This is a genomic window from Bradyrhizobium sp. HKCCYLRH1034 (genome assembly GCF_051168375.1).
In the GTDB taxonomy this organism is placed as follows: domain Bacteria; phylum Pseudomonadota; class Alphaproteobacteria; order Rhizobiales; family Xanthobacteraceae; genus Bradyrhizobium.
Window position 1 is genome coordinate 293,510 of the sequence record NZ_JBNPUW010000006.1, and the last position, 23,743, is coordinate 317,252.

A 23,743-nucleotide genomic window follows, 5' to 3' on the forward strand; every position below is an offset into this window, starting at 1 on the left:
AAGACCATCACCAGAGAGTCCGCATGAACCTGTCTCCCCGCGAAAAGGACAAGCTCCTGATCTCGATGGCCGCCATTGTGGCCCGCCGCAGGCTCGATCGCGGCGTCAAGCTGAACCACCCCGAAGCGGTCGCGATCATCTCCGACTTCATCCTGGAAGGCGCGCGTGACGGCCGCACCGTGGCCGAGTTGATGCAGGCCGGCGCGCAGGTCCTGACCCGTGACCAGGTGATGCCCGGCATCCCCGAGATGATCCACGACATCCAGGTCGAGGCGACGTTTCCGGACGGCACCAAGCTGGTCACGGTGCACGAGCCGATCCGGTGAAGCGAGCCCAACTCTTTCGGTCGTCATGCCCGGGCTTGACCCGGGCATCCACGCTGTTCGATCTGAATGGAAAAACGTGGATGGCCGGGTCAAGCCCGGCCATGACGCAGTGGAAACCTGCGAGGTAACTCATGATCCCCGGCGAACTCTTCATCCAGGACGGCGAGATCGAGCTCAATGCCGGCCGCAAGACCGTGACCCTGTCGGTCGCAAATACCGGCGACCGGCCGATCCAGGTCGGCTCGCACTACCATTTCTTCGAGACCAATCCGGCGCTGAAGTTCGATCGCAGACGCGCGCGCGGCATGCGGCTCGACATCGCCGCCGGCACGGCGGTGCGCTTCGAGCCTGGCCAGACCCGCGACGTGCAACTGGTGGCGCTTGCCGGCAAGCGCATGGTCTACGGCTTCCGCGGCGACGTCATGGGCAAGTTGTAAGCCGATGCTGACCGGATTACGCCTCGTCTCCGAAGCCGCCGAGCTGGCGGCGCGCCGTCACGCTGGCCAGCAGCGCAAGGGCCGCGACGAGGAGCCTTACATCAATCATCTCGCCGAGGTCGCAAACATCCTGTCGGCAACCTGCGACGGCGAGGACGCCGAGCTCGTCGCGGCAGGCTGGCTGCACGACACCATCGAGGACACCGATACGGCCGCTGACGAGCTGGCGGAGCGCTTTGGGCGTCGTGTCGCCGACCTCGTCGTGGAAGTCACTGATGACATGACCCTGCCGAAGAGCGAGCGGCGCCAGGTCCAGGTCATCGCCGCGCCCGGCAAGTCCGCTGGTGCCAAGCAGATCAAGATCGCCGACAAGATCAGCAACATCCGCGCCCGCATCTTCTTCGAGCCGGACCTGGAGCAGCAGCTCGAGCTGATGGAGTATCTCGGCTGGGCCGAGCAAGTCGTCGCCGGCTGCCGCGGTGTCAACGCGCGGCTCGATGTGCTGTTCGATGAGACGGTTGCGAATGCACGGGGAACGCTGTGAGCGGATCGCCGGCGTCTCGACATCACGACAAGTAGAGCTAATTGGGGGCCACCGATGTCCGTCAAGATCAAGCGTTCCGTCTACGCCGACATGTTCGGTCCCACGACCGGCGACAAGGTCCGGCTCGCCGACACCGACCTGATCATCGAGGTCGAGAAGGACTTCACTGTCTATGGCGAGGAGGTGAAGTTCGGCGGCGGCAAGGTCATCCGTGACGGCATGGGACAGTCGCAGGCGACCAACAAGCAGGGCGCCGCGGACACGGTCATCACCAATGCGTTGATCGTGGATCACTGGGGTGTCGTGAAGGCCGACGTCGCGATCAAAGAGGGCATGATCAGCGCGATCGGCAAGGCCGGCAATCCGGACATCCAGCCCGGCGTCACCATCGTGATCGGCCCCGGGACCGACGTGATCGCGGGCGAGGGCAAGATCCTCACCGCCGGCGGTTTCGACAGCCATATCCATTTCATCTGCCCACAGCAGATCGAGCACGCGCTGATGTCGGGCGTCACCTCCCTGCTCGGCGGCGGCACCGGCCCGTCGCACGGCACCTTCGCGACCACCTGCACGCCCGGCCCGTGGCACATCGGGCGGATGATGCAGTCGTTCGACGCCTTCCCTGTGAACCTCGGCATCTCCGGCAAGGGCAACGCCTCGCGCCCGGCCGCGCTGGTTGAGATGGTCAAGGCCGGCGCCTGTGCGCTGAAGCTGCACGAGGATTGGGGCACGACGCCGGCGGCGATCGACAATTGTCTCTCGGTCGCGGACGATCACGACATCCAGGTGATGCTGCACTCGGATACGCTCAACGAATCCGGCTTCGTCGAGGACACCATCAAGGCCTTCAAGGGCCGCACCATTCATGCCTTCCACACCGAGGGCGCGGGCGGCGGTCATGCGCCTGATATCATCAAGGTCGCCGGCCTGAAGAACGTGCTGCCGTCCTCGACCAACCCGACGCGGCCGTTCACGCGCAACACCATCGACGAGCATCTGGACATGCTGATGGTGTGTCACCATCTCGACCCGTCGATCGCAGAGGATCTCGCCTTCGCCGAGAGCCGCATCCGCAAGGAGACGATCGCGGCGGAGGACATCCTGCACGATCTCGGCGCGCTCTCGATGATGTCATCGGATTCGCAGGCGATGGGCCGGCTCGGCGAGGTCATCATCCGGACCTGGCAGACCGCCGACAAGATGAAGAAGCAGCGCGGCGCGCTGCCGCAGGACAAGGGCAAGGACAACGACAATTTCCGCGTCAAGCGCTACATCGCCAAATACACGATCAACCCGGCGATTGCGCATGGCGTGTCGAAGCTGATCGGCTCGGTCGAGAAGGGCAAGCTCGCCGACCTCGTGCTGTGGTCGCCCGCCTTCTTCGGCGTCAAGCCGGACTGCGTCATCAAGGGCGGCACCATCGTCGCCGCGCCCATGGGCGATCCGAACGCCTCGATCCCGACCCCGCAGCCGGTGCATTACCAGCCGATGTTCGGCGCGTTCGGCAAGTCGTTGACGGCTTCGTCCGTGATCTTCACCTCGAAGGCGGCCATCACCGGCGGGCTCGCCCGCAAGCTCGGCCTTTCGAAGAAGCTCTACGCGGTGCAGAACACCCGCGGCAGGATCTCGAAGAAGAGCATGATCCACAATGATGCGACGCCCAATATCGAGGTCGATCCGGAGACATACGAGGTGCGGGCCGACGGCGAGCTCCTGACCTGCGAGCCGGCCGAGGTGCTGCCCATGGCGCAGCGCTACTTCATGTACTAAGCTTCTGCCCGGTACCAGAACCAGAAAAGTACCGGGAGGACGTGTTCGTGATCTATGTCGTTGCCACCTTGACCATCAAGCCCGAAACCCGTGCGGAATTCATCGCCGCTGCGGCTGCCTGCATTGCGGGGACCCGCAAAGAACCCGGCAATATCGCCTATGATTTGCATGAGAGCGTCACCGACCCGAGCAAGATGGTCTTCGTCGAGCAGTGGGAGAATGCCGAGGCCTTGGTGCCGCACCGCGCGACCGAGCACATGAAGACGTTCGGGCGCGTCGCGGTCAAATGCATGTCGGCCCCGCCGAAGATCGAGATCATCACGCCTGAGAAGGTCGATGTCCGCTGAGCGGAATAAGAGTGAGCGCAATAAGAGAATGAGAGTTTCAGCATGATCCGCGCGACACGCGTGCTCGGGCAGCATCGTTGGAAGGAGGCTGCCGCCGATTCCGTCCTGCTCGATTTCGATGACCGGCACCGGCGGCGGCTGGTGATGACCGGAACGCGTGGGCTGGAGTTTCTGCTGGACCTCGAGCACGCTACCGCATTGCGCGGTGGCGATGCCCTGGTGCTGGAGGACGGCCGGCTGATCGAGGTCGTGGCGGCGGCCGAGCCGCTGCTCGAGATCCGGGCTTCCGATCCGCATCATCTGGTGCGGCTGGCCTGGCACCTCGGCAACCGGCACCTGCCGACGCAGATCATGGCCAAGAGCCTGCGCGTCCGCCGCGACCACGTGATCGAGGCCATGGTCAAGGGTCTTGGCGCCCGCGTCATCGAGATCGAGGCACCGTTCGATCCGGAAGGTGGCGCCTACGCCGAGCCCAGCCATGCGCACGGCCACGATGATCATGATCACCACGGTCACGATCATCATCACGATCATGCCGGGCACGATCACGCGCATCACGGCCACGACGACGGCCATGCACATGATCATCACGTGCATGACGAGCACTGCGGCCATGACCATCACGATCACGGTCATTCCCATGCTCATGAGCACAAATGAGGAGGGGGCTCGGCCGGCTGCAATCAGGGCCGCGGATTCGGCTGCGCTGTATCGGCTGCTGACATGGCTGTCGCCGGCGTTTCCGATCGGCGGCTTCTCCTATTCGAGCGGCATCGAATGGGCCGTGGAGGCAGGCGACATCGGCGATGCGGCGGAGCTGCGCGGCTGGCTCGCGACGATGCTGACCAACGGCTCCGGCTTCTGCGACGCGGCTTTCCTCGCGCACGCGTATCGCGCGGTCGAGCTCGACGATATGGCCAGCCTCCGCGAGGTGGCCGAGCTTGCGGCCGCGTTCGTACCGTCGCGCGAGCGTCAGCTCGAAACCACCGCGCAGGGCCGGGCCTTCATCGAGATCGCGCGGTCCGCCTGGAACTGCGCAGGCCTCGACGAGGCGGTGGCGCGCTGTGAGACCATCGTCTATCCGGTCGCCGTGGGGCTGGTCGGCGCGCTTCACGGCGTTCCTCTGGGACCCCTGCTGCACGGCTTTCTGCACGCCCTGACGTCGAACTGGATTTCCGCCGGCAGTCGTCTCGTACCGTTGGGGCAGACCGACAGCCAGCGCGCGCTCGCCGCGTTGGAACCTGTCGTCGCCGCGACGGCGGACCGCGCTCTGCTCGCCTCGCTCGATCACATCGGCGGCGCAACGTTCCGCTCCGATCTCGCAAGCCTTCATCACGAGACGCAATATACAAGGCTGTTTCGGTCGTGATGAAGCGGGGCAACGGCTGCTCGATCACGGCCCCGCGCGGTCGCGCGCACGACAGAAGGATAAATGACATGGCATCGTCTCACGGTCCGCTCCGCGTTGGCGTCGGTGGCCCGGTCGGGTCCGGCAAGACTGCGTTGATGGATCTGCTCTGCAAGTCGATGCGGGAGCACTACGACATCGCTGCGATCACCAACGACATCTACACCAAGTGGGACGCGGAGTTTCTCGTTCGCTCGGGATCGCTGACTCCGGATCGTATCGCCGGCGTGGAGACCGGCGGCTGCCCGCATACTGCGATCCGCGAGGACGCGTCCATGAACCTCGCCGCCGTGGCCGACATGCGAGCCAAGTTTCCCGGACTCGACCTGGTGTTGATCGAGTCGGGCGGCGACAACCTCGCCGCAACGTTCTCGCCGGAACTCGCCGATATCACGATCTACGTCATCGACGTCGCGGCGGGCGACAAGATCCCGTCGAAGGGCGGACCGGGTATCACCCGCTCCGACCTTCTGGTGATCAACAAGATTGACTTGGCACCCCATGTGGGCGCTTCTCTGGAGAAGATGGAGACGGATGCCAAGCGCATGCGCGGCTCACGGCCCTTCGTCATGACCAACCTGAAGAAGAGCCAGGGGCTTGACCGGATCATCGGCTTCATCGAAGCCAAGGGCGGTCTGAAGCCGTCGGCCTGAGCGCGGGGACGGATCTGCGTCGCACGGCTCTTTGTTGCTCGATGCGTCTGCTGGAATGACCGACGCAAAAAAGCCTCATCCGGCCGGAACAACTTGAGCCCTCGGGTGTTGCCTCGACCCGGGGTGCGCCTTGCCCAAGGCGTCTCGGCGCCGATGCACCGGTATCCTGGGATCGCTATCCGCTGATCGCTCCGATCACTTCCGATCGCCCCGAGGTGCGTCCTTGAGTTGCAGGCCCGGTTATTGGATGACTCGTCTCCTCCTTCGCCAACCCTTTACTTCAGAGTGAACGAGTGCTCCGGCTGGGTGTCATCATCGGTTTGATCGCGCTGGTCGGGACGGCGCTGTCCGGCTTGGCCGCCTATCGCGTACACGACCAGGAGCTGGCGCTCGATCGCATTGCGCTGGCCCGTGCCATCGACGTCCATGCCAGCCTCGTCCAGGACCGGCTGACCGAACGTGAGCTGCTGGCCCGGGTGGCCTCCGGGCTGTTCCGCGCTCCCTCCGTGATCAAGGCCAATATGCTGGAGCCGCTGCGATCGTCGATCTACGCGTTCAAGACCGACTTCGTGGTGGCATCGTGGATCGCGCGGCTGCGGCCGGATGAGCTCCCCATCGCGCAAGCCGAGCTGCGTCAGGCTGGCTTCCCGAATCCAACCATTCGCAATTTCGACGACATGCCGCTCGGGTCGAACGTCGATCGTCCGTTGGACGTTCTGATGGATCTCGAGCCACGCAATGCTGAGACCTCGAAGCTTCCTGGTATCGCACTCGACCGGCAGCCGATCGTCGGACCGATGCTCGCGCGTGCCATGGCCGAGGGCAAGCCGGTCGCGTCCGATCCCACTCCGCTGCTGCGAAGCGATGGTCCGATCGGGATCGTGCTGGCAGCCCCGGTCGTCCCGCAAGGTGCCACTGCGCCGGCGGGCTTCGTGACGTTTTCCTACGAGATCGGGCCACTGCTGCTCACCAATGACGATCTGTCGTTGTTCTCGGTGGCGTTGAAGGATCCGCGCAACGCCTCGGATGAGCTGGTTGCCAACGATCAGGGGGCGGTGACGAGCCGGACCCGCAGGCCGGACGATCCTGCTCCGTCGTCGACCCGCACCGTGGCCTTCGGCAATCACGACTGGTCGCTGGTCTATTACGCCAAGGGCAATGCGGTCCGGCGCGCGCAACAGACCGCGGCGATCGTCGGCGTCATCGGGATGGCGCTGACCGGTATCATCTGCGGCCTGTTCGGCTACGTCGCCTACAACAATCTGCGCCTGAGCCGCGAAATCCAGGTGCGGATCGGCTTTGAGCGCCGACTGACGGCGGTCATCGACGAGCTGAACCACCGGGTCAAGAACATCCTGGCGGTGATCCAATCCATCGTGACGCGCACGCTGCGTCATGGCAGCGACATGGACGTCGCGCGCGAGCTGCTGATCGGACGGATCCATGCGATGTCGAACGTCGTCACGCTGCTCAGCGAGAGCCAATGGCAAGGCGTGCAATTGCGCGGACTGTTCGAAGCTCGTGCCATCCCGCATGCGGACAGGATTGCGGTCAATGGACCCGACATCACCGTGAGCGCGCGTGCCGCGCAGAGCCTGTCGCTGCTGTTTTTCGAACTCGCCTCGCACTCGGACGAAGGCCTCTCGCTCGTGGGAAAGCACCCGCACATCACCGCCAAATGGGAGGTGACCGGCGAGGAGCCGAATGCCGTCTTCCACTTCCGTTGGGAGGAATTGAACACCAGTGAAGCAACGCGGCGGCCGGACAGCGATTTCGGACTGATCCTGCTCGATCGCGTGGCACCGGAGGCGCTCGGCGGCACGTCAAAGCGCTTCTTCACCGAGGCGAGCTATGTGTATGAGCTGACCGCTCCGATGGAGACGGTGATCGACATGACCGAGCGCGATCGCACCGAGCAATTCTCCGCGCCGGTGCATCCGGCGCGATAGCCGCAGCGCTCGTCGGCAAACAGGATGCCAGGGCGCACGATGCCCGAGTGCAAGTGATCAACAACAACAAGAAGAGACGGCTCTTTCGCGAGCCGCCTCTTTGCTGGTTCGTTTGCGACGGCTTGGCTGATCAGCCGCCGCTGCCGCCGATCACCGCCCGCACGGTCTCGTCCGGGCCGAAATCCTCGGCGCCTTCGACATAGAGCAGCGCTGCCAGCTTCGAGCGCGCGCGGTTCACGCGGCTCTTGATGGTGCCCACCGCGCAGCCGCAGATCGCTGCCGCATCCTCGTAGGAGAAGCCCGATGCACCGACCAGGATCAGCGCCTCGCGCTGGTCCTGAGGCAGCTTCTCGAGCGCCGCGCGGAACTCCTCGAACTCGAGATGCGCGCCCTGCGAGGGATGCGTCTTGAGCGTCTTGGCGTAGTTCCCTTCGGCATCCTCCACTTCGCGCCGGCGTTTGCGGTAGTCGGATCGGAAAAGGTTGCGCAGGATCGTGAACAGCCAGGCAGGCAGATTCGATCCTGGTTGAAACGAGTCGATGTTGGCCAACGCCCGGAGCAGGGTTTCCTGCACGAGGTCGTCGGCACGATCGCTGTTACCACTCAAGGAAATCGCAAATGCGCGAAGGCTGGGGACGGCCGCGAGGATATCGTCCCGCAAGGAATCAGTGAGAGGCATTCACTCCCTCCCGTCGGTTTGGTCGTTGGATCCCCCGCCGTTCTCCACGTGGGACTGTGCTGCCGGCGCATCAAGCTTCCGCACCAGATCCGCGAAGCGGTCCGGCACTCCCTGACGGACGACGTCGTCGTACATCGCGCGGAGTTGATGACCGATTCTGGATTGAATTTCCGCGTTCAGTCCGCCGGGCTTGCGCGGTGCCGCATTCTTGCTGGCTTGAGACTTTACATCTTTCATGACCTTTTCCACGTTTCCCCGAGAGTTAAGTCCCTGAAGCTTCAAGAATTATTCTCGCCACCGAGAGGGTCTGTCGGGAACTAATGCGACGGGGCGATAAAAGTTCCACGCGTTTGGGGAACTTTTCGTCGGTTCGGGCGTAATCAGCCCATCATGGAACCCGGGCGGGAAGCCCAGATGACCGAATGGAGTGGGGATGAGCCGATCACAGCTTGTTGCTGAACATTTGCCGCTGTTGCGCCGGTATGCGAGGGCCCTCACCGGCAGCCAGGGTTCCGGAGACGCCTATGTCGGAGCGATGCTCGAGGCGCTGATTCAGGATCCCGCTCTGCTGGACGAGCGCTATGGCCCGCGGGCTGCGCTGTTCCGGCTGTTCACGCAGATCTGGAACTCGGTGGCGCTCAACGATGACGCCGAAGTGGCGACTCTGCCGATGCCGCCGGAGCGGCGCCTCTCCAACATCACCCCCTTGCCCCGCCAGGCCTTCCTGCTGCTCTCGCTCGAGGGTTTTCCCGAGGAGGAAGTGGCCTTCATCCTCGACATCGACGTCGCGGAAACCCGCCGGCTGGCGGATGCAGCCGGACGTGAGCTCGCCGCCGAGATCGCCACCGATGTCCTGATCATCGAGGATGAGACCTTCATCGCGATGGACCTTGAGAGCCTCGTCAAGAATCTCGGTCACAACGTGATCGGCGTGGCCCGCACCCATGCCGACGCGGTGGCTCTGGCCAAGAACAAGAAGCCCGGTCTGATCCTGGCTGATATTCAGCTCGCAGATGGTTCGTCCGGCCTGGATGCCGTCAACGAGCTGCTGCGCACCTTCGAAGTGCCGGTGGTCTTCATTACCGCCTATCCGGAGCGCTTCCTCACGGGTGAGCGGCCCGAACCGGCGTTCCTGATCTCAAAGCCGTTCCAGCCGGCCATGGTGTCGGCAGTCGCCAGCCAGGCTCTGTTCTTCCAGCGCAACTCGCGCAACAGGATGCCCAAGCCGGCGGCCTGATCAAGCCGCGCGCACAACGTCGCCCCGGCGCGTTCCTCACGGAGCGCGCCGGATTTCGTTGCAGCATCGAAGACGAGATCAGCAGCCGCGGCACACGCCGTTGAGCCGTGCCTTCAGCGTCGCGTCATTCGGCTTGGTCTCTTGGAGCTTCAACGTTGTCTCCTCAAGCCGGATGATTGCGGACGTCCGTCGAGGCGCGAACACGATCGGCACGAGAAAAGTGAGATCGCCGTCCGCCAGTTCCGGCGGCGGTGGCGCAAATGGTTGGGCTCGCTCCACCATCGCGAGCGCTTCCCGGTCGAGCGCGGGGTCACCGGTCGTTTCGGCCAGCACCGCCGAGATCAGGTGGCCTTCGCGGTCGATGTGAAACAGGACCTTGGCCGTCCCGCCCTGATCCGAGGCCTGCAGCGGATAGCGACGCTGAACCTTCAATTGTGCGACGAGGTTCTTGATCCAAGTTTCCCTGGCGCCGTCGGCCGCTGCAATCCCGGGAAACAGGCACACGAGAACCAGCGCCAGTCCAAACCCTCTCCATACGCCGACGCGATCCAGCGAGCTCAGCCTCCCTGCCCCCACGCGCGCGGACCATGAACGCAGCCGCGCTGCTTCAACATATAACCGGGACGAAAAGGGGATAAAGCGCCGCGAATGTCGGGGCCGCGATCTGACCGGAAGGGCTGATCAGAAAAGAATGCGGGGCACCGCCGGCATCACCACGGCGGTGCCCCGCGTCGCCGGTCAATGGGGCAGGGGGAATAACCGGCTGCAGAGATGACGCGCGACCTGAAAAGTCGTTCCGCGTGAGATCGAATTTTTTGGCGCCATGAAATTGAAGAATACCGCCGCAGTTTACACACGGTTAAGTGATTTGCCCAACCGAGAACCCAGTTCCTGCGACTTACGTTGGTATGCCGATCGCCTTACGGCGAGGGGAGCAGAGACATGTCGCAGACCAGGAAGGTTATCGTTTTGGGTTCGCTTGCGGCTTCCGCGATGCTCGTGGGCGCAATGCAACTGGCTTCAGGCCATGATCTTGGCGCCAACCTGCCGGTTCAGAGCCCCTCTCCCCAGCCGATCGTCGCAACCGCGAATGACGTGAACCGGGCCGCCAAGGCTGACCGCGCCAAACAAAACGGTACTGCGGCGCCGTCGCAGACTGTGTCGATCAAGCTGGCAGCCTTCGCGGAGACCTCCTTCTTGGTGCGGCTTCCGTTCAACCCCACGGGTGTAAGCGCGGGCCCGTTACCATCGCCGCAGGGATCGCAGCTCATCACCACCGGCAACGAGCGGCAGGCCGTCAAGCATCCGGTGGCGTGCGAGCCGTCGGTGTCCGTGCTGACGGAGATCGCCAAGCGCCTGCAACCGGGACGGTGTGTGACTTAGTTGCAGCGGGCCCGCGGCCTAAGCGGCGGATCAACGCCTGGCAATGATAGAAGCCGTCCAATGACGGTCAGGGGCAGTCCTCACTCTGCGGGAGTTTGCTCCTCCGCCGCTGGGCGGCTGACCATGAATCCGAGCGCCAGACCGCCCACAGCCAGAATGGGAATCAGCCGCTTGATGCCAATCATGCGGACGATCTGCAGGCCGCTAGCCAACAACATCGGGTCTGCGAAAGCAGATTGGACTGCCGACCGCGCCGTTTCCGCGGTCCGCGCGGCACGACTCTCGATTGCGCGCTTGCGCGCCATGTAGCTGATTGCGGCCATCAACGTCACCACGAAGAAGATGGCGGCACCTGTGAGGCACGCGGCCACGAGCCCGTAACGATCCAGGACGGCGACAAAAGCTGCGGCGCACAGAAAGCTCGTGGTTACGAACAGTCCGACCGCTGCAGCGATTGCGAGCGATGTGAGCCGAACGGCATGCCCGGTCGATTCCTGGAAGTCCGCAATCAGGCGCTGCAGCATGTCATTCTCCTCCTCGTCTCGTTCATCTGCGCAACAAACTCAAATCGGCGCCGAAAACGCGGCGCCGAAACAAGACGACCTCTGGATTTCAGGGGCCAACCCTCAGCGTCTCCAGGCGGCGCCGATGAGAAATCCGAGTCCGAGCGCAAGACCCACGGTGGCGAGTGGGCGATGGGAGATCACGTCCTCGAGGCGCTCCTCCAGCGAGTTTGCGGCATCCTGGGCTGCACCAAACATCGCAGTGCCGCGCTCGGACATGTCGTCGAACGTCTGGTCCACGTTCTCGCGTGCCTGACGATAGCCGCTGCGGGCCTGCTTGCTGGCCTGCCCAGCGAAAGCATTGAGCGCGTCGGTGATCTGTTCGGTGAGAGCTGCGATATCGTTTTTCACGGCGTGGACATCCTTCTGCAGGCGTTCGTAGTTCGCTTTGTCGACGAGATCTTTCAGGGCGGTCTCACCGTCAGTCGGTGGCATGGCAAGCTCCCGGAGCAAGGTGATTGCGTCTGCTCGACAAACGCGGGGTCTCAGCCGAAGTTCCGGCGGTGGAAACCGAATTAGTCTGCCGGCAGTTGCGGCGAATCGTCCGGCAGCAGATGCTCCTTGACGATGAGGGCGACGATCAGGAGCGGCGAGGCAAGGAAGGCTCCCATCGGGCCCCACAGCCAGGTCCAGAATGCCAGCGCGATGAACACCGCGAGTGCGTTGAGAGCCAGCCGCCTGCCGATGATGGTCGGCGTGACGAAGTGGCCTTCCATGAAGGTGATCACGGCGAAGATGGCGGGCGCGACCATGCCGGCGCTCAAGGTCGGGAATGCGATTGCGCCGACCAGGACGAGCACCGCGAACATCGCGATCGGCCCGATGATGGGGATGAAGTTCAGCGTTGCCGCAAGCGCCCCGAGGCCGGCGGGATTGGGCATGCCGGCGAGGGCGCAGGCGAGGCCGGCTGCAATACCGACACCGGTGTTGATGAGCGTCACTGTCAGGAGGTAGTTGCCGAGGTGCAGCTCGAGCTCATTGAGGATGCGCAGCGTCCGCAGCCGTGCCTCGTGATCACCAAAGGTCATGATCAGCGCTCGCCGTAGATCGCGCCAGCTTGCGATGAACAGCACGAGCGTGGCGAAGAACAGTAGGAATTCGGTGAAGGTCGGCGACAGGAATTCGATCGTTGGCTGAACCCAATCGAATTTGGGGAGCTCCAGACTGGCCGAGGCTTGTGCGCTTCCGCCGCCGACGGCCGCCTGCATTTCGTGCCACAGCGCGAGCGGTCGATCGAAGACGTGCAGCTTGGCCTTGAGCGTCGTGGCAAGCTCGGGAAGGCGATTGGTCCAGTCGAGTACAGGCGCCGAAATCAGGCCAATGATGAAGGCGAGCCCGGTGGCAACGGCGATCACGATCAACACGGCGCCGACGCCGCGCGGCACGTGATGGCGTTCGAGGAAGTTGGCGGCCGGCGACAGCATGGTGCCGACCACGAAGGCCATGACGATCGGCAGGAAAAACCCCCGGGCGACATAGAGGACACCCGTCACGCAGACGGCCGTGAGGATGACGAGAGCGATGGCGACGACGTCAGCCCGCCTGATCACGGGCGGTACTTCTTGGCGACTTTCATTCAGGGCTGAATCGTCGTTCCCGCTGGCGAGCAGCCGCTCGGTGGGAAGTACACGCACCATGAATCTCCCGATCGAGTCGTTCGCGCACAGCTCGCGTGGTGACGTTCTCGTCATCCAACAGCCGAGGGGCCATCCGGTTCCGTCGCGCAAACGTGAGAACTCATACGCTTGACTGGCGCAGGGCGACCACACCGGGCCGGAACTACGGCGAGACGTTCGGCGTTTGGAAAGCAATCACGCATCGTACCGCGATGCTCGTCTGACAGGGGCGCTCCATGACACAGCTCGTTTCCGATCACCGCAGCTTTGCGCGGACCGCTTCGCTGATCGCCGGCGTCGCGGTTCTTCTTGTTGCTGGTCCCACCGCGTCTCACGCACAGAGCCTCGGATATGCGTCGGTCGAACAGCAGCAGGCCTTCCCGCCGGACGAGGCGACTGCACCCGCCGTGGAGCAGGACGAGGACAGCCGGCTGCCCGACAGGTTGCGGCGCACGATCGTCAATCTCGATACGCGGGAGGCGCCGGGGACGATCATCATCGATACCGGCAATACCTATCTGTACTACGTGCTCGGCGGCGGCCGCGCGCTGCGTTACGGCGTCGGCGTGGGGCGCCAGGGCTTCACCTGGTCGGGTGTCCAGACGGTGACGCGCAAGGCGGAATGGCCGGACTGGCATCCGCCGGCGCAGATGATCGCGCGCCAGCCCTATCTGCCGCGTTTCATGGCCGGCGGCCCGGGCAATCCGCTCGGCGCCCGGGCCATGTATCTCGGGTCCAGCGAGTATCGCATCCATGGCACCAACGACCCCACGACGATCGGCAAGTTCGTGTCGTCGGGCTGCATCCGCCTGACCAATGAGGATGTTTCCGACCTGTTCAGCCGCGTGCAGGTGGGGACGAAGGTCGTGGTGCTGCCGAAGGCCGGCTCGCTGCAGGCGCGCACCAATGCCGGCCGTACGCCGCGCGTGACGTCGCTGCCGTCGGGGCGGCAGGCGATGTCGCTGCCCGTCTCGGCCGTCAATTGATATGGGAGCGGAATGATGAACGGTCGACGTGCACTCGCCGCCATTGCAGTGGCAACCATGGCAACCGCGGGTGCGTTGGCAGCGCCGACCACAGCGGGCGCGCAGGATTTTTTCTCGGCGCTGTTCGGCGGCTTCAACGCACCGCAGCGTCAGGCGCCCTATATCCGGATGCCGTTCGCCGACGAGGTGCCACCGGCGCCACGGCCGGCCCCGCGGGGCGACGTCACCTATCGCGGCGGCAGCAGCAGCGTCGCCTGGTGTGTCCGCACCTGTGATGGCCGCTACTTCCCGCTCGGCGCGACCGGCGACCAGAGCAAGGAAGCCGCCTGCAACAGCTTCTGCCCGGCGGCCAAGACCGAGATTGTCTATGGCAGCTCGATCGACGGTGCCGAGACCGATGGCGGCAAGCCGTATTCGGCGCTGCCCAACGCCTTCAAGTATCGCACCGAGATCGTCGACGGCTGCACCTGCAACGGCAAGGACCATTTCGGCCTTGCCAAGGTGTCGATCGACAACGATCCGACCCTGCGCAAGGGCGACGTCGTCGCCAGCGACGACGGCCTCAAGGTCGCCAACCGGACCGGCAGCGGCAAGCGCGCCGAGCTGAACTTCTCGCCGGCGCCCGCGGCGTTGCGCGCGAAATACGAGCGCGCGCCGGTGACGGCGTCCGACTGATCCTGCGAGGTCGTCAGGCGGCGCGGATCTTGCCGAGGAAGTCCCTGACCTGATGACCGAGATTCCTGCTCTGGCTCTCCAGCGTCTCTGAGGCGGAGCGCACGTTGTCGGCCGCCGCCGCAGCGGCATCGGCGTCCGACTTGACGCCGGTGATGTTGTCGGAAACGTTCTTGGTGCCGTCGGCGGCGAACTGGGTGCTGCGTGAGATCTCCTGCGTCGCCGCCCCTTGCTCCTGCACCGCCGCGGCGATCGCAGTCGCCACCTCGTTGACCTCGCCAATGATGCCGCCGATGCGCTTGATCGCGTCGATCGCGTCATTGGCGACGCGCTGGATGTCGGCGATCTGCTCGGAAATCTCGTCGGTCGCCTTCGCGGTCTGGCTCGCCAGCGTCTTCACCTCGGAGGCGACGACCGCAAAACCCTTGCCGGCCTCGCCGGCGCGCGCTGCCTCGATGGTCGCGTTCAGCGCGAGCAGGTTGGTCTGCGAGGCGATGCTGTTGATCAGCCCGACCACCTCGCCGATCCGATTGGCCGATTGTGCCAGCCCCTGCACCGTGCCGTCGGTCATGCGGGCCTGCTCCACTGCGCGGCTGGCGATTCCGGCCGCATGCGACGCCTGCTTGCTGATGTCGGCGATCGAGGCGTTCAGTTCCTCCGCGGCCGAGGCGACCGTCTGCACGCTCGTCGACGCATCGCTGGAGGCCTTCGAGGCCTCCTCGGCGCGGGCATTGGTCTGCCGCGAGACGTTGGTCAGTCCGGCGGACGTCGCCTGCATGTCGGTGGAGGCGCGGCCGAGCTGCTCGAGCGAGTCGCGGACCAGCCCCTCGAACTCGCTCACATAGCTTTCGATCGCCCGCTGGCGCGCGACCGTCGTTTCGTTGCGTTGGCGCTCCTGGGCCTCGATCGCGAGCTTGTCCTTGGCCTGCTGCTTGAACGTTTCGAGCGCGCCCGCCAGCGCACCGATCTCGTCCTGCCGCTGCATGTAGCCCGTCTCGACGCTGAGGTCGCCGCCCGCAACCGCCAGCATGGCATCGCGCATTCTGTTGAGGGGCTGGATCACCCGGCGGCTCACCAGCATCAGCGCGGTGCCGCCGATCACGGTCGCCGCGATCAGGAGGCAGAGTTCGACCCCAAGGGTCCGCATGGCCGCCGCATGCTGCTCCTCGATATAGGTCCTTGCGGTCTCGAGCGCGGTCTCGGCGACCGCAACCGCCGCATTGAGGCGCCCGACCGTGAACGGGCTCCATTTGTTGGCGACCATCTCTGGCGTCTCGCCGCTCGCGAGCGCGTTGACGAGGCGATCGCGCAGCGCCGTGTACTCGGTCTCGAAATAGGCCTTGCGCGTGGCCTCCAGCGCGGCCGTCATCGCGGCCGGCCATTTTGCGCCGCTGGTCGCGAGTTCGAGCGCCTTCCATGCGGCCTCGGCGCCGCCGACCGCTTTGGTATAGTTCAGCCGCGCCTCGGGCGTGATCTTGCCTGCGGCGAGGCCGTTCGAAACCAGGAAGGAGGCATCGCCGGCGGTGTTGCGCAGCAGCCATGCGATCTGCTTGATCTGCAACAGCTGATCGATGGTCGGATCCGCATGGTTGACCTCGGCGGCGAGAATGGCCTGGATCTTCTCCAGCGTCTCCAGCAGCCTGTCCTCGGTCTGCATGTATTCCTTGCCGAGCGCCAATCGGCGCGACGCCTTCGGCTTGGCGACCTCCTGCCAGAATTCCCTCTGCTGATCGCTCAGCGTTGTCAGCAGTTGTTGGAATTGCGAGAGCAGCGCCGCCTTGTCAGCAAACTCGATGCCCGGAAGGGTGCCCAGCGCGCGGCCCATGGCGGGCATGGCGACGTCGCGCAGGCCGCGGACGTATCGCTCGGTCTCTGGCTCGACCTTCTCGTCCACGGTCACCATGCGGTTCGAGGTCGAGCGGTCGGCCCGCAGCTTGTCCATCGCCTTGAACATGCTTTCGGAGGCATCGACGATCGAGCTGATGCGCGCGGTGAGCTCGAGCTGCTGCCACGAATTGTAGGCCCGCGAGGCGAACAGGCCGACAAACAGGCATGCCGTCACCAGGATGATGGCCTTCAACGTCGTGGAAATGGTCAGGCGGTTCAGCATGTTGATCTCCGATTCACCGCATTTGACCGCAGACCCGTAAAAATCTGGATGAGGGCTGGCTCCGTTGAACTACGGAGACAGTCGTTGAGCACTCAGGTTCCGGGAGTGGAACTACCAGCCGCCGAGCGTGTTAGCTGATCACCGCCAGCGCATCCTCCTCTCGTTCAGGGGCTCATTCATGCTCGTCAGTGCTCTCGTCACCTTTCTCGTCGTCATCCTCATCCTCTATTTGATCAACCTGCTGCCGATCGACGGCCGGGCCAAGCAGATCTGCCGCGTGATCGTCATCGTGCTCGGCGTGATCTCGCTGCTTCGATTCATCGCGGTGATATGATCTGGCATCATGTTACCTCCGGCAGATCAAAAAAAGCCCCGGCGGATGGCCGGGGCTTTTCGCATCAGGCGCTTGCCTTCGCCTCGCGGCGGCGCGCCGTGAGGATGTATTCGGTGTAGCCGTTTGGCTGGGTGCGGCCTTCGAACACGAGGTCGCAGGCCGCCTTGAACGCCACGCCGTCGAACGACGGCGCCATCGGCTGATAGAGCGCATCGCCGGCATTCTGCTTGTCGACCACGACGGCCATGCGCTTCAGCGAATCCATCACCTGCTCCTTGCTGACCACGCCATGGTGCAGCCAGTTGGCGAGATGCTGGCTCGAGATGCGCAAGGTGGCGCGGTCCTCCATCAGGCCGACATCGTGGATGTCGGGCACCTTGGAGCAGCCGACGCCCTGGTCGATCCAGCGCACGACGTAGCCGAGAATGCCCTGGCAGTTGTTGTCGATCTCCTGGCGCACGTCGTCGGGCGCCCAGTTCGACTGCGACACCGGAATGGTGAGGATGTCGCCGAGCTTGGCGCGCGGGCCGCCCTTCGCGAGTTCCGCCTGGCGGGCGTGAACGTTGACCTGGTGATAGTGCAAAGCGTGCAGCGTCGCCGCGGTCGGCGACGGCACCCAGGCGGTGGTGGCGCCGGCCTGCGGGTGGCCGATCTTCTGCGCCAGCATGTCGGCCATCTTGTCCGGCGCGGCCCACATGCCCTTGCCGATCTGGGCATGGCCAGGCAGGCCGCAGGTCAGGCCGTTGTCGACGTTCCAATCCTCGTAGGCCTTGATCCAGGGCTGCGCCTTCATCTCGTTCTTGCGGATCATCGGACCGGCTTCCATCGAGGTGTGGATCTCGTCGCCGGTGCGGTCGAGGAAGCCGGTGTTGATGAAGACGATGCGCTTGGACGCGGCCTGGATGCACGCCTTGAGGTTCACCGTGGTGCGGCGCTCCTCGTCCATGATGCCGACCTTCATGCTGTTCTCGGGCAGGCCGAGCATCTTCTCGACGCGCGCGAACAGCTCGACCGTCAGCGCCACCTCGTCCGGGCCGTGCATCTTCGGCTTGACGATGTAGATCGAGCCGGTGCGGCTGTTCTTGACCTTGGAGAGACCCTTGAGGTCGTGCATCGCGAGCAGGCCGGTGACGGCGGCGTCGAGAATGCCCTCCGGCACCTCCTTGCCCTGGGAGTCGAGCACGGCGTCGGTGAACATGTGATGCCCGCAATTGCGGATCAGCAGCAGGCTGCGGCCGTGCAGCGTGAGGCTGCCCCCGGACGGCGTGGTGTAGCTGCGGTCGCTGTTCAGCGCGCGGGTGAGTGTCTTGCCGCCCTTCTCGAAGTCGGCCGACAGCGTGCCGTTCATCAGGCCGAGCGTGTTGCGGTAGACTAGCACCTTGTCCTCGGCGTCGACGGCGGCGACCGAGTCCTCCATGTCGAGGATGGTCGAGACCGCGGCTTCCAGGATCATGTCGGAGACGCCGGCCGGATCGTCCTTGCCGATGACATGGCTGCGGTCGATCACGACCTCGACATGCAGCCCGTTGTTGGCAAGCAGGATCACGGAGGGCGCGTCGGCCGAGCCTTGATAGCCGGCGAACTGGTCGGCGTTCTTGAGCGCAGTGGCGTTGCCGCTCTTCAGCTTGGCCGAGAGCTGGCCGGCAATGACGCTGTAGGCGGTGACGTCGGTGTGGCTGCCGGTGGCGAGCGGCACGGCGGCGTCAAGGAAGGCCTTGGCCTTGGCGATCACCTTGTCGCCGCGGGCCTTGTTGTAGCCCTTGCCCGCTTCGCTCGGATCGTGCGGGATGGCGTCGGTGCCGTAGAACGCGTCGTAGAGCGAGCCCCAGCGCGCATTCGCCGCGTTCAGCGCGTAGCGGGCGTTGGTGAGCGGCACCACGAGCTGCGGCCCGCAGATCTTGCCGATCTCTTCGTCGATATTGGCGGTCTCGACCTTGTGCGTGGCCGGCTCGGGCAGCAGGTAGCCGATCTCCTTCAGGAATGCGGTGTAGGCGCCGAGGTCGAAGGCCTTGCCCTTGTTGGCGAGGTGCCAAGCGTCGATCTTGTCCTGCAGGGCGTCGCGGAAGGCGAGCAGCTCGCGGTTCTTAGGGCCGAGATCGCGCAGGATCGCGGCAAGGCCGGCCCAGAACGCGTCCGGATCGATCCCGGTCTTCGGCGCGGCCTCCTTGGCGATGAAGTCGAACAAAACGGGGGCGATCTTCAGTCCATGGGCGTCGATACGGGTCATGATGAGACGTTTCTCTCGAATAGGGCGACGTTGCGCGTGTCTTGGGCGTGCTGAAATGGCCGCCTCGAAGGCGGCGTGTGCAGTGCATTTAGCGCCAAAGCGGGGGCCACGAAAGGGGGGAGGGGTATCGCAGTTGGTCGGGGGAGGGCAGCGGACAGGCGGGCTGGTTCCGGGCGGAGTGATGACAAGTAATTTCGCAGGACCGCCTCAGAGTTCGGCCGCGAGCCCACAGCCGTGCAGAGCCCTCGGATCGGGCACGCTGCCACCCTCCCCCTCCAGGGTAGGGTGACAACGCACAGCGTGCCGCAAATGGCGTTTCGACGTACACCAAACGGCTGCGGACAACTCAACGAAGGTGATCGCTCGTGGTGGTGATGGCTCATGCAACTTCGTCCTCGCGGCGCCTGTTCGCGTCCGAGCTTTGCACACTTGCCGCCTCTCGGTCACGAGAGGCGCAGGGAAGGCCGGGTGCAGGCTGCACCCATGGCCCGCCTGCAGAAAAAAATGCAGGCGGCAGTCACCACAGGTTCAGCCGGACATCCGGCCTTCCCTGCGCGATGGCTCTACGGTTGCTCCGTGGTCTCCCCGGTGCGCCGGGCTTTCTGGTCACCGTTGCCCGCGCGACGCGTCGGCGTCGCAGCTTGCGTGGCATCAGCGTCGGGATGCCAGGACCCCACGGCTTGGCCGTGCGCCTCGGGACTGTCCGTCGACATGATTGCTCACGCCGCAGCCCAAAGCGCCCACCGCATCCCGCACCCGACGTCCGTGACGGTCGCGAACTGTCCCTCGTGTGGGACGGGATGCGGAGAGATAAGCATGATTTCTGAAAAAAAGAAAGAAGAATATTTTTGGCGCGGGGACTGGACAGGGCAAATCGGGTTGATGGGGCTGAGCAATTCGGCTTTTCTGCGCAGGCAGATTTTGCGGACTTCGGGGCAGGGCAAGCTGGCGAGCTAGTGCCGACCGAGCTTCCATCTGGTCTTGCCTGTTGGCTTTGTGAGAACCTTCGAATATGACGTCCGCGCCGGCAGAGTGTTCGCACAACGGAGCCCATGTCGATGGCTCGCCTGAAAGATCGATACGAACTCAATGCGCTGCTGCCGGAAGATGCACGTCGTGCGGAGCTCCTGACACTGATTGATCGCCTCTGTCCGGGAGGATCAATCCATCATGTGCTGAGGCATATCCCCGAGCAGGCTGAAGACGTCTATACCATCCTTGTCGATGATCATTCTGTCGTGAGCTTCGATGTGGCGCGCGGGCGTGATCCGATGATTCTGACAGAAGTCAGAATTCAGAGCTTAAAGGAATTTCGCCATGAGATCGGCCAGGGCAAGGACCGGATCAGATTGGATCGCGCCGCTGAACAGGCGAGGAAGCTGCTCGGATCGACCTCCGCACCGCGCTCGTGAGCGCGGGTGCTCTGTAGGCGTGGTCCGGAAGCGGGCTTGGCCGCTCCTCAGGTCGATGGCGGCGTCCGGAATTGACTTGGTAGCGACTCCCCTCCGTGCTCCCAAATGCCAGCATTCGTGAAACGGTTGGGTTTTGCGGATGCAAAAAGCCATTCGTGACCGTCAGACGGGTCGCTGCGTCGATCCGGGCCGTCCGTGCTATGCCTGCTCAGAGCCGGGGATACCCGACCGCGCGAGTTCTAGCAGCTCGAACAGCGCAACGGGCGCTCGCGCAGCAAATTCGGTGAAGTGAGGTGAGGAAAGCATCTTCAGCATTTCGGTGTCTTGTCCCGCGGCGCTATCATGGGTGATGGAGCGACTGAGTTCCCATCCCGTTGGGGTGCAGTTGACATCGAGGAGCCACCAGCGTGCAGTGCCGTCCACAAGATCGGCTTCAACATAGACTTCGAACGCGCAAAAGGGTTGATCCTCATAACGAAACGCATCCTTGTACTCGCGGAGATCGCAGCCGTGCCTGACCTCAGCGACTGATGGACGCTGGCGAAGATCGTGTGCCAGCTTCGCCATGTCGCGGTTGATGCTCGCGAGCAATGTCATCAAGGTCTTCGCCTGCGATGACACGGCATCAGCAGCCACGTGCGATGATTGGCTCATTTGGCCTCCCCTGTTGGACGTCAGGGCTTGCTTGCTCTGGCACTGTGGTCACGCGCCGCCTTTGGTGTCGCTTTGTCAGTCCAGCGATGTCGCAAGACTCCTCAGTCTTCCATGATGATGTAGCGCAATGCCTGGCACGACGTGATTCAATCCTATCAAAAATCGTCCGCCCATGATCCTGCGCTAATGCGCGGAACGCCCTGAGGGTCGACGGTTTGACCAGGGTCGATAGCCTCGTTCCGCAATAGGGGCAGACTTGGATTTGGAACGCGGCGGTCAGGCTCACATCTCCGGCGGTGCCGTGCGGCCTTCCGGCGAGACGGCGATCGATGTCGCTTCATTGGGCCAGCGCTTTTGTCTCGCGGCATCGACGAGTGTGGCGATCGTCAGCGGCAACTGGGGGCGGCGCAGGCGAAGAACGGTCAGGACAAGCCGGGTCAGCGACAGGCCCTCCGGTCCGAAATGGCGGTCGAATTCGAAGCCGGACAGGTCGACGTCGAACGCCCGCTGGAATGCAAGCATGAATTCGCGCGCATCATCGCCGTCGACGCCGAGGTCTCCGGCGATGTCGGACTCGTCAGAGATTTGCTCGCGGATCCCGGTCTCGGCCCTGACGAAGTCCAGAATTTTCTGAAGGAGTTGGTCTGAAGTCTGTGACATCATCCAACTATCCGACACCTTCTGCTGCAGGCAAGCGCAGGTCGCTCGTGGGCCGGGCAAAGGCGCGGAGCGCCGTGCTCACCATGCTTCACCGGTTTGAGATGGGGGGCACGCGCCGCCTGCCCGCGCCGCTTTGCCCACCCGATGGTCGCAAAAGATCGCAGGCGCGTCGCTGAATGAATAGCAAACCATCAATCCGCATGGCGCTTTCCTTTGTCCGCGCCTAGGCTATCCAACGAGCTTGTCGTAGTCGGCGTGTGAGCCGATCCAGAACCACAAATAGCCGTCGTCGACCTCGGTCGCGAGGGCTCGGTAGCGTAGTCCGACCCGAGCGGACCAGAACCGTCCGACCTTCTTGAACTGGAGTGAAGGGTGACGTGGATCGCGTTTCAGAAGCTCGAAATTCTGATCGGCGAGCCTTTTGATGGCTTCAGGCAGCAACTCGTAGGCCGCCCAAAATTTCGGAGATGCGAAATGGGTCACAATGGCCGGGAGCGGCCAGCTCGATGCGCCGCAAGAGCTTCGTCCGCCAAGGCGTCGAGTTTCCCGGTATGAGCATCACGCTCGATCGCAGCATCGAATGACGCAGCATCGAACCGTTCGAACCATGCGCGAAAGCGCGCGAGTTCGTCTGGATTGAGCTGTTGGACGGCCTTTTCGATCTCTTCGGCGGTTGTCATGATGGGAACATAGCACTGAACATTGAAGCCGAAAAGGTGGCGGCCCGATGGGACCATAAAGCGGCATTGAGGGACCGCATTGCCGAATGTGACGCAGGCGTGTTGCTTGAGCGTGCCGCGATACGGCAAGACCAGTCCCGGATGTCGCCTGGCTCATGCGGCTACGCGCTACCCTCACGTCCGCGACGGCGCCAGGCGGAATTCGACGACGTCCTCTGCGCCGGACAGGTCGCGCGCCATCTGGGCGGTTTCAAACCGGCCGGCGGCCTGCAGCACCAGCTCGAAATGGAATTGCCGCTTCGTCTCGCTGTATTCGTAGCACCAGTCCAGCACGTCGAAGCCATAGGCCCGCATGCATTCGCGCAATTCGGCCTCGCTCGGCTGCAGGCCATGGCGGTAGACGACCGACAGCGACAGCGTGGTCTGATGCGGCAGCCATTTCTCGACTTGGCCGAGCAGGGTCATCGCGGCCAGCGACAATGCCGTGGCGCAAAGCGCGGTGCCGTAGAAGCCGATGCCGATGATGATGCCGATCGCCGACGTCATCCAGATCGAGGCGGCCGTCGACACGCCGCGGATGGTGAAGCCGTCCTTGATGATGACGCCGGCGCCGAGGAAGCCGATGCCGGTCATCAGGCCCTGGATCACGCGCGTCGGATCGGAGACGGTCGGCGACACCGCCATTCCGCCATACCAACTGCCGGGAAAGCCGTTGATCGCCGTCAGCAAGGTCGATGCGACGCAAACCAGGGCGTAGGTCCGCATGCCGGCCGCGCGTCCGTGATAGGTGCGCTCGTAGCCCAGCAGCAGGCCGACGGCCGCCGCACCCATCAGGTGCAGCAGCAGAATCCCGTTCGTCTCCAGTTCGGCCGTCGACCAATAGGCCGCCAGATGCTCCATCATGCGCCTCGACCGCGTTGCTGCGGGTGGCGTGAACTGTGCGGATCAAGTGCTAATTTCTGCTTGCCGATGCGGCGGCCGCGCCGTGGGCAAACTGCTGTCCAGGCACGAGCCGGCGCACTCCTCCGTAGTTCTCCGGCCAGGATGCGCGCATCGCCTGACGCGCCGGCGCGCCGTCGTCGATGGAGGCGACAGG

At 64.1% G+C, this 23,743-nt stretch carries 29 protein-coding genes; 16 read left to right on the forward strand and 13 right to left on the reverse strand.

Annotated features, from left to right (window positions below):
* Nucleotides 1-23 precede the first annotated feature (23 nt).
* From ACQR0W_RS16770 to ACQR0W_RS16810, 9 genes are all read left to right on the forward strand, one after another.
* The gene (locus tag ACQR0W_RS16770; RefSeq protein ID WP_315713828.1) at nt 24-326 is read left to right on the forward strand and encodes an urease subunit gamma; all 303 of its coding nucleotides are present in this window, start codon (nt 24-26) and stop codon (nt 324-326) included.
* Between the two features lie 131 nt (nt 327-457).
* Complete coding sequence (locus tag ACQR0W_RS16775; protein WP_315713829.1) at nt 458-763, forward strand: urease subunit beta; 306 nt, start codon at nt 458-460, stop codon at nt 761-763.
* 4 nt (nt 764-767) lie between these two features.
* Nucleotides 768-1,307 carry an HD domain-containing protein gene (locus ACQR0W_RS16780; protein ID WP_315825987.1) on the forward strand — a complete coding sequence of 180 codons (540 nt, stop codon included), beginning with the start codon at nt 768-770 and terminating at the stop codon, nt 1,305-1,307.
* Nucleotides 1,308-1,361: 54 nt separating this feature from the next.
* Nucleotides 1,362-3,077 carry an urease subunit alpha gene (ureC, locus tag ACQR0W_RS16785; protein WP_316169510.1) on the forward strand — a complete coding sequence of 572 codons (1,716 nt, stop codon included), beginning with the start codon at nt 1,362-1,364 and terminating at the stop codon, nt 3,075-3,077.
* Between the two features lie 47 nt (nt 3,078-3,124).
* Entirely contained in the window at nt 3,125-3,424 is a 300-nt protein-coding gene (locus ACQR0W_RS16790; RefSeq protein ID WP_315713833.1) for a putative quinol monooxygenase, read from the forward strand.
* Between the two features lie 42 nt (nt 3,425-3,466).
* Nucleotides 3,467-4,084 carry an urease accessory protein UreE gene (gene ureE / locus ACQR0W_RS16795; protein ID WP_316169509.1) on the forward strand — a complete coding sequence of 206 codons (618 nt, stop codon included), beginning with the start codon at nt 3,467-3,469 and terminating at the stop codon, nt 4,082-4,084.
* Nucleotides 4,071-4,793 (forward strand): urease accessory protein UreF, encoded by a 723-nt coding sequence (locus ACQR0W_RS16800; protein ID WP_316169634.1) that lies wholly within the window; start codon nt 4,071-4,073, stop codon nt 4,791-4,793. Before ureE ends, ACQR0W_RS16800 begins: the two co-directional genes overlap by 14 nt.
* A 68-nt stretch (nt 4,794-4,861) precedes the next feature.
* Nucleotides 4,862-5,485 carry an urease accessory protein UreG gene (gene ureG / locus ACQR0W_RS16805; protein ID WP_315713835.1) on the forward strand — a complete coding sequence of 208 codons (624 nt, stop codon included), beginning with the start codon at nt 4,862-4,864 and terminating at the stop codon, nt 5,483-5,485.
* Between the two features lie 293 nt (nt 5,486-5,778).
* Nucleotides 5,779-7,434 carry a CHASE domain-containing protein gene (locus ACQR0W_RS16810; RefSeq protein ID WP_316169508.1) on the forward strand — a complete coding sequence of 552 codons (1,656 nt, stop codon included), beginning with the start codon at nt 5,779-5,781 and terminating at the stop codon, nt 7,432-7,434.
* Between the two features lie 130 nt (nt 7,435-7,564).
* Here ACQR0W_RS16810 and ACQR0W_RS16815 read toward each other — a convergent pair whose 3' ends face one another.
* Nucleotides 7,565-8,113: a sigma-70 family RNA polymerase sigma factor gene (locus ACQR0W_RS16815; protein WP_006612137.1), complete on the reverse strand. Its 549-nt coding sequence runs from the start codon at nt 8,111-8,113 to the stop codon at nt 7,565-7,567.
* Nucleotides 8,114-8,350, reverse strand: coding sequence for a NepR family anti-sigma factor (locus ACQR0W_RS16820; protein WP_315713837.1), 237 nt, complete (start codon nt 8,348-8,350; stop codon nt 8,114-8,116). It abuts the gene before it with no gap.
* Nucleotides 8,351-8,546: 196 nt separating this feature from the next.
* On the opposite strand from ACQR0W_RS16820, the gene ACQR0W_RS16825 reads away from it, so the two are divergent.
* Nucleotides 8,547-9,350, forward strand: a complete 804-nt coding sequence (locus ACQR0W_RS16825) for a response regulator (RefSeq protein WP_315713838.1) — start codon at nt 8,547-8,549, stop codon at nt 9,348-9,350.
* A gap of 78 nt (nt 9,351-9,428) precedes the next feature.
* On the opposite strand, the gene ACQR0W_RS16830 is transcribed toward ACQR0W_RS16825, so the two are convergent.
* Nucleotides 9,429-9,854, reverse strand: a complete 426-nt coding sequence (locus tag ACQR0W_RS16830; protein ID WP_316169507.1) for an energy transducer TonB family protein — start codon at nt 9,852-9,854, stop codon at nt 9,429-9,431.
* 438 nt (nt 9,855-10,292) lie between these two features.
* On the opposite strand from ACQR0W_RS16830, the gene ACQR0W_RS16835 reads away from it, so the two are divergent.
* Nucleotides 10,293-10,733: a hypothetical protein gene (locus ACQR0W_RS16835; RefSeq protein WP_316169506.1), complete on the forward strand. Its 441-nt coding sequence runs from the start codon at nt 10,293-10,295 to the stop codon at nt 10,731-10,733.
* An 80-nt stretch (nt 10,734-10,813) separates the two neighbouring features.
* On the opposite strand, the gene ACQR0W_RS16840 is transcribed toward ACQR0W_RS16835, so the two are convergent.
* From ACQR0W_RS16840 to ACQR0W_RS16850, 3 genes are all read right to left on the reverse strand, one after another.
* A complete protein-coding gene (locus ACQR0W_RS16840) occupies nt 10,814-11,257 on the reverse strand; it encodes a hypothetical protein (RefSeq protein ID WP_316169505.1) in 444 nt (147 codons plus the stop codon).
* Between the two features lie 102 nt (nt 11,258-11,359).
* Entirely contained in the window at nt 11,360-11,731 is a 372-nt protein-coding gene (locus tag ACQR0W_RS16845; RefSeq protein ID WP_315713842.1) for a DUF883 family protein, read from the reverse strand.
* Between the two features lie 80 nt (nt 11,732-11,811).
* Nucleotides 11,812-12,930 (reverse strand): AI-2E family transporter, encoded by a 1,119-nt coding sequence (locus ACQR0W_RS16850; protein WP_315825993.1) that lies wholly within the window; start codon nt 12,928-12,930, stop codon nt 11,812-11,814.
* Nucleotides 12,931-13,148: 218 nt separating this feature from the next.
* Here ACQR0W_RS16850 and ACQR0W_RS16855 point away from each other — a divergent pair, with 218 nt between their 5' ends.
* Entirely contained in the window at nt 13,149-13,898 is a 750-nt protein-coding gene (locus ACQR0W_RS16855) for a L,D-transpeptidase (protein WP_316169504.1), read from the forward strand.
* A gap of 15 nt (nt 13,899-13,913) precedes the next feature.
* Nucleotides 13,914-14,573 carry a DUF2865 domain-containing protein gene (locus ACQR0W_RS16860; RefSeq protein WP_316169503.1) on the forward strand — a complete coding sequence of 220 codons (660 nt, stop codon included), beginning with the start codon at nt 13,914-13,916 and terminating at the stop codon, nt 14,571-14,573.
* 13 nt (nt 14,574-14,586) lie between these two features.
* Here the strand turns inward: ACQR0W_RS16860 and ACQR0W_RS16865 are convergent, their stop codons facing one another.
* A complete protein-coding gene (locus tag ACQR0W_RS16865; RefSeq protein ID WP_315713846.1) occupies nt 14,587-16,680 on the reverse strand; it encodes a methyl-accepting chemotaxis protein in 2,094 nt (697 codons plus the stop codon).
* Nucleotides 16,681-16,858: 178 nt separating this feature from the next.
* Between ACQR0W_RS16865 and ACQR0W_RS16870 the strand changes: the two genes are divergently transcribed.
* A complete protein-coding gene (locus ACQR0W_RS16870) occupies nt 16,859-17,014 on the forward strand; it encodes a Thivi_2564 family membrane protein (protein ID WP_315713847.1) in 156 nt (51 codons plus the stop codon).
* Between the two features lie 64 nt (nt 17,015-17,078).
* Here ACQR0W_RS16870 and ACQR0W_RS16875 read toward each other — a convergent pair whose 3' ends face one another.
* Nucleotides 17,079-19,241 (reverse strand): malate synthase G, encoded by a 2,163-nt coding sequence (locus ACQR0W_RS16875; protein ID WP_316169502.1) that lies wholly within the window; start codon nt 19,239-19,241, stop codon nt 17,079-17,081.
* 816 nt (nt 19,242-20,057) lie between these two features.
* On the opposite strand from ACQR0W_RS16875, the gene ACQR0W_RS16880 reads away from it, so the two are divergent.
* Nucleotides 20,058-20,198, forward strand: a complete 141-nt coding sequence (locus ACQR0W_RS16880; RefSeq protein WP_316169501.1) for a hypothetical protein — start codon at nt 20,058-20,060, stop codon at nt 20,196-20,198.
* A 101-nt stretch (nt 20,199-20,299) separates the two neighbouring features.
* Entirely contained in the window at nt 20,300-20,653 is a 354-nt protein-coding gene (locus ACQR0W_RS16885; RefSeq protein WP_316169500.1) for a hypothetical protein, read from the forward strand.
* Nucleotides 20,654-20,851: 198 nt separating this feature from the next.
* Here ACQR0W_RS16885 and ACQR0W_RS16890 read toward each other — a convergent pair whose 3' ends face one another.
* From ACQR0W_RS16890 to ACQR0W_RS16910, 5 genes are all read right to left on the reverse strand, one after another.
* Nucleotides 20,852-21,307 carry a hypothetical protein gene (locus ACQR0W_RS16890; RefSeq protein WP_316169499.1) on the reverse strand — a complete coding sequence of 152 codons (456 nt, stop codon included), beginning with the start codon at nt 21,305-21,307 and terminating at the stop codon, nt 20,852-20,854.
* A gap of 282 nt (nt 21,308-21,589) precedes the next feature.
* Nucleotides 21,590-21,970 carry a DUF1493 family protein gene (locus ACQR0W_RS16895; protein ID WP_315813925.1) on the reverse strand — a complete coding sequence of 127 codons (381 nt, stop codon included), beginning with the start codon at nt 21,968-21,970 and terminating at the stop codon, nt 21,590-21,592.
* Nucleotides 21,971-22,195: 225 nt separating this feature from the next.
* Nucleotides 22,196-22,450, reverse strand: a complete 255-nt coding sequence (locus tag ACQR0W_RS16900; RefSeq protein ID WP_316169498.1) for a ParE family toxin-like protein — start codon at nt 22,448-22,450, stop codon at nt 22,196-22,198.
* Nucleotides 22,447-22,776 (reverse strand): hypothetical protein, encoded by a 330-nt coding sequence (locus ACQR0W_RS16905; protein ID WP_316169497.1) that lies wholly within the window; start codon nt 22,774-22,776, stop codon nt 22,447-22,449. Before ACQR0W_RS16905 ends, ACQR0W_RS16900 begins: the two co-directional genes overlap by 4 nt.
* A gap of 45 nt (nt 22,777-22,821) precedes the next feature.
* Nucleotides 22,822-23,550: an MgtC/SapB family protein gene (locus tag ACQR0W_RS16910; RefSeq protein ID WP_316169496.1), complete on the reverse strand. Its 729-nt coding sequence runs from the start codon at nt 23,548-23,550 to the stop codon at nt 22,822-22,824.
* Nucleotides 23,551-23,743 lie beyond the last annotated feature (193 nt).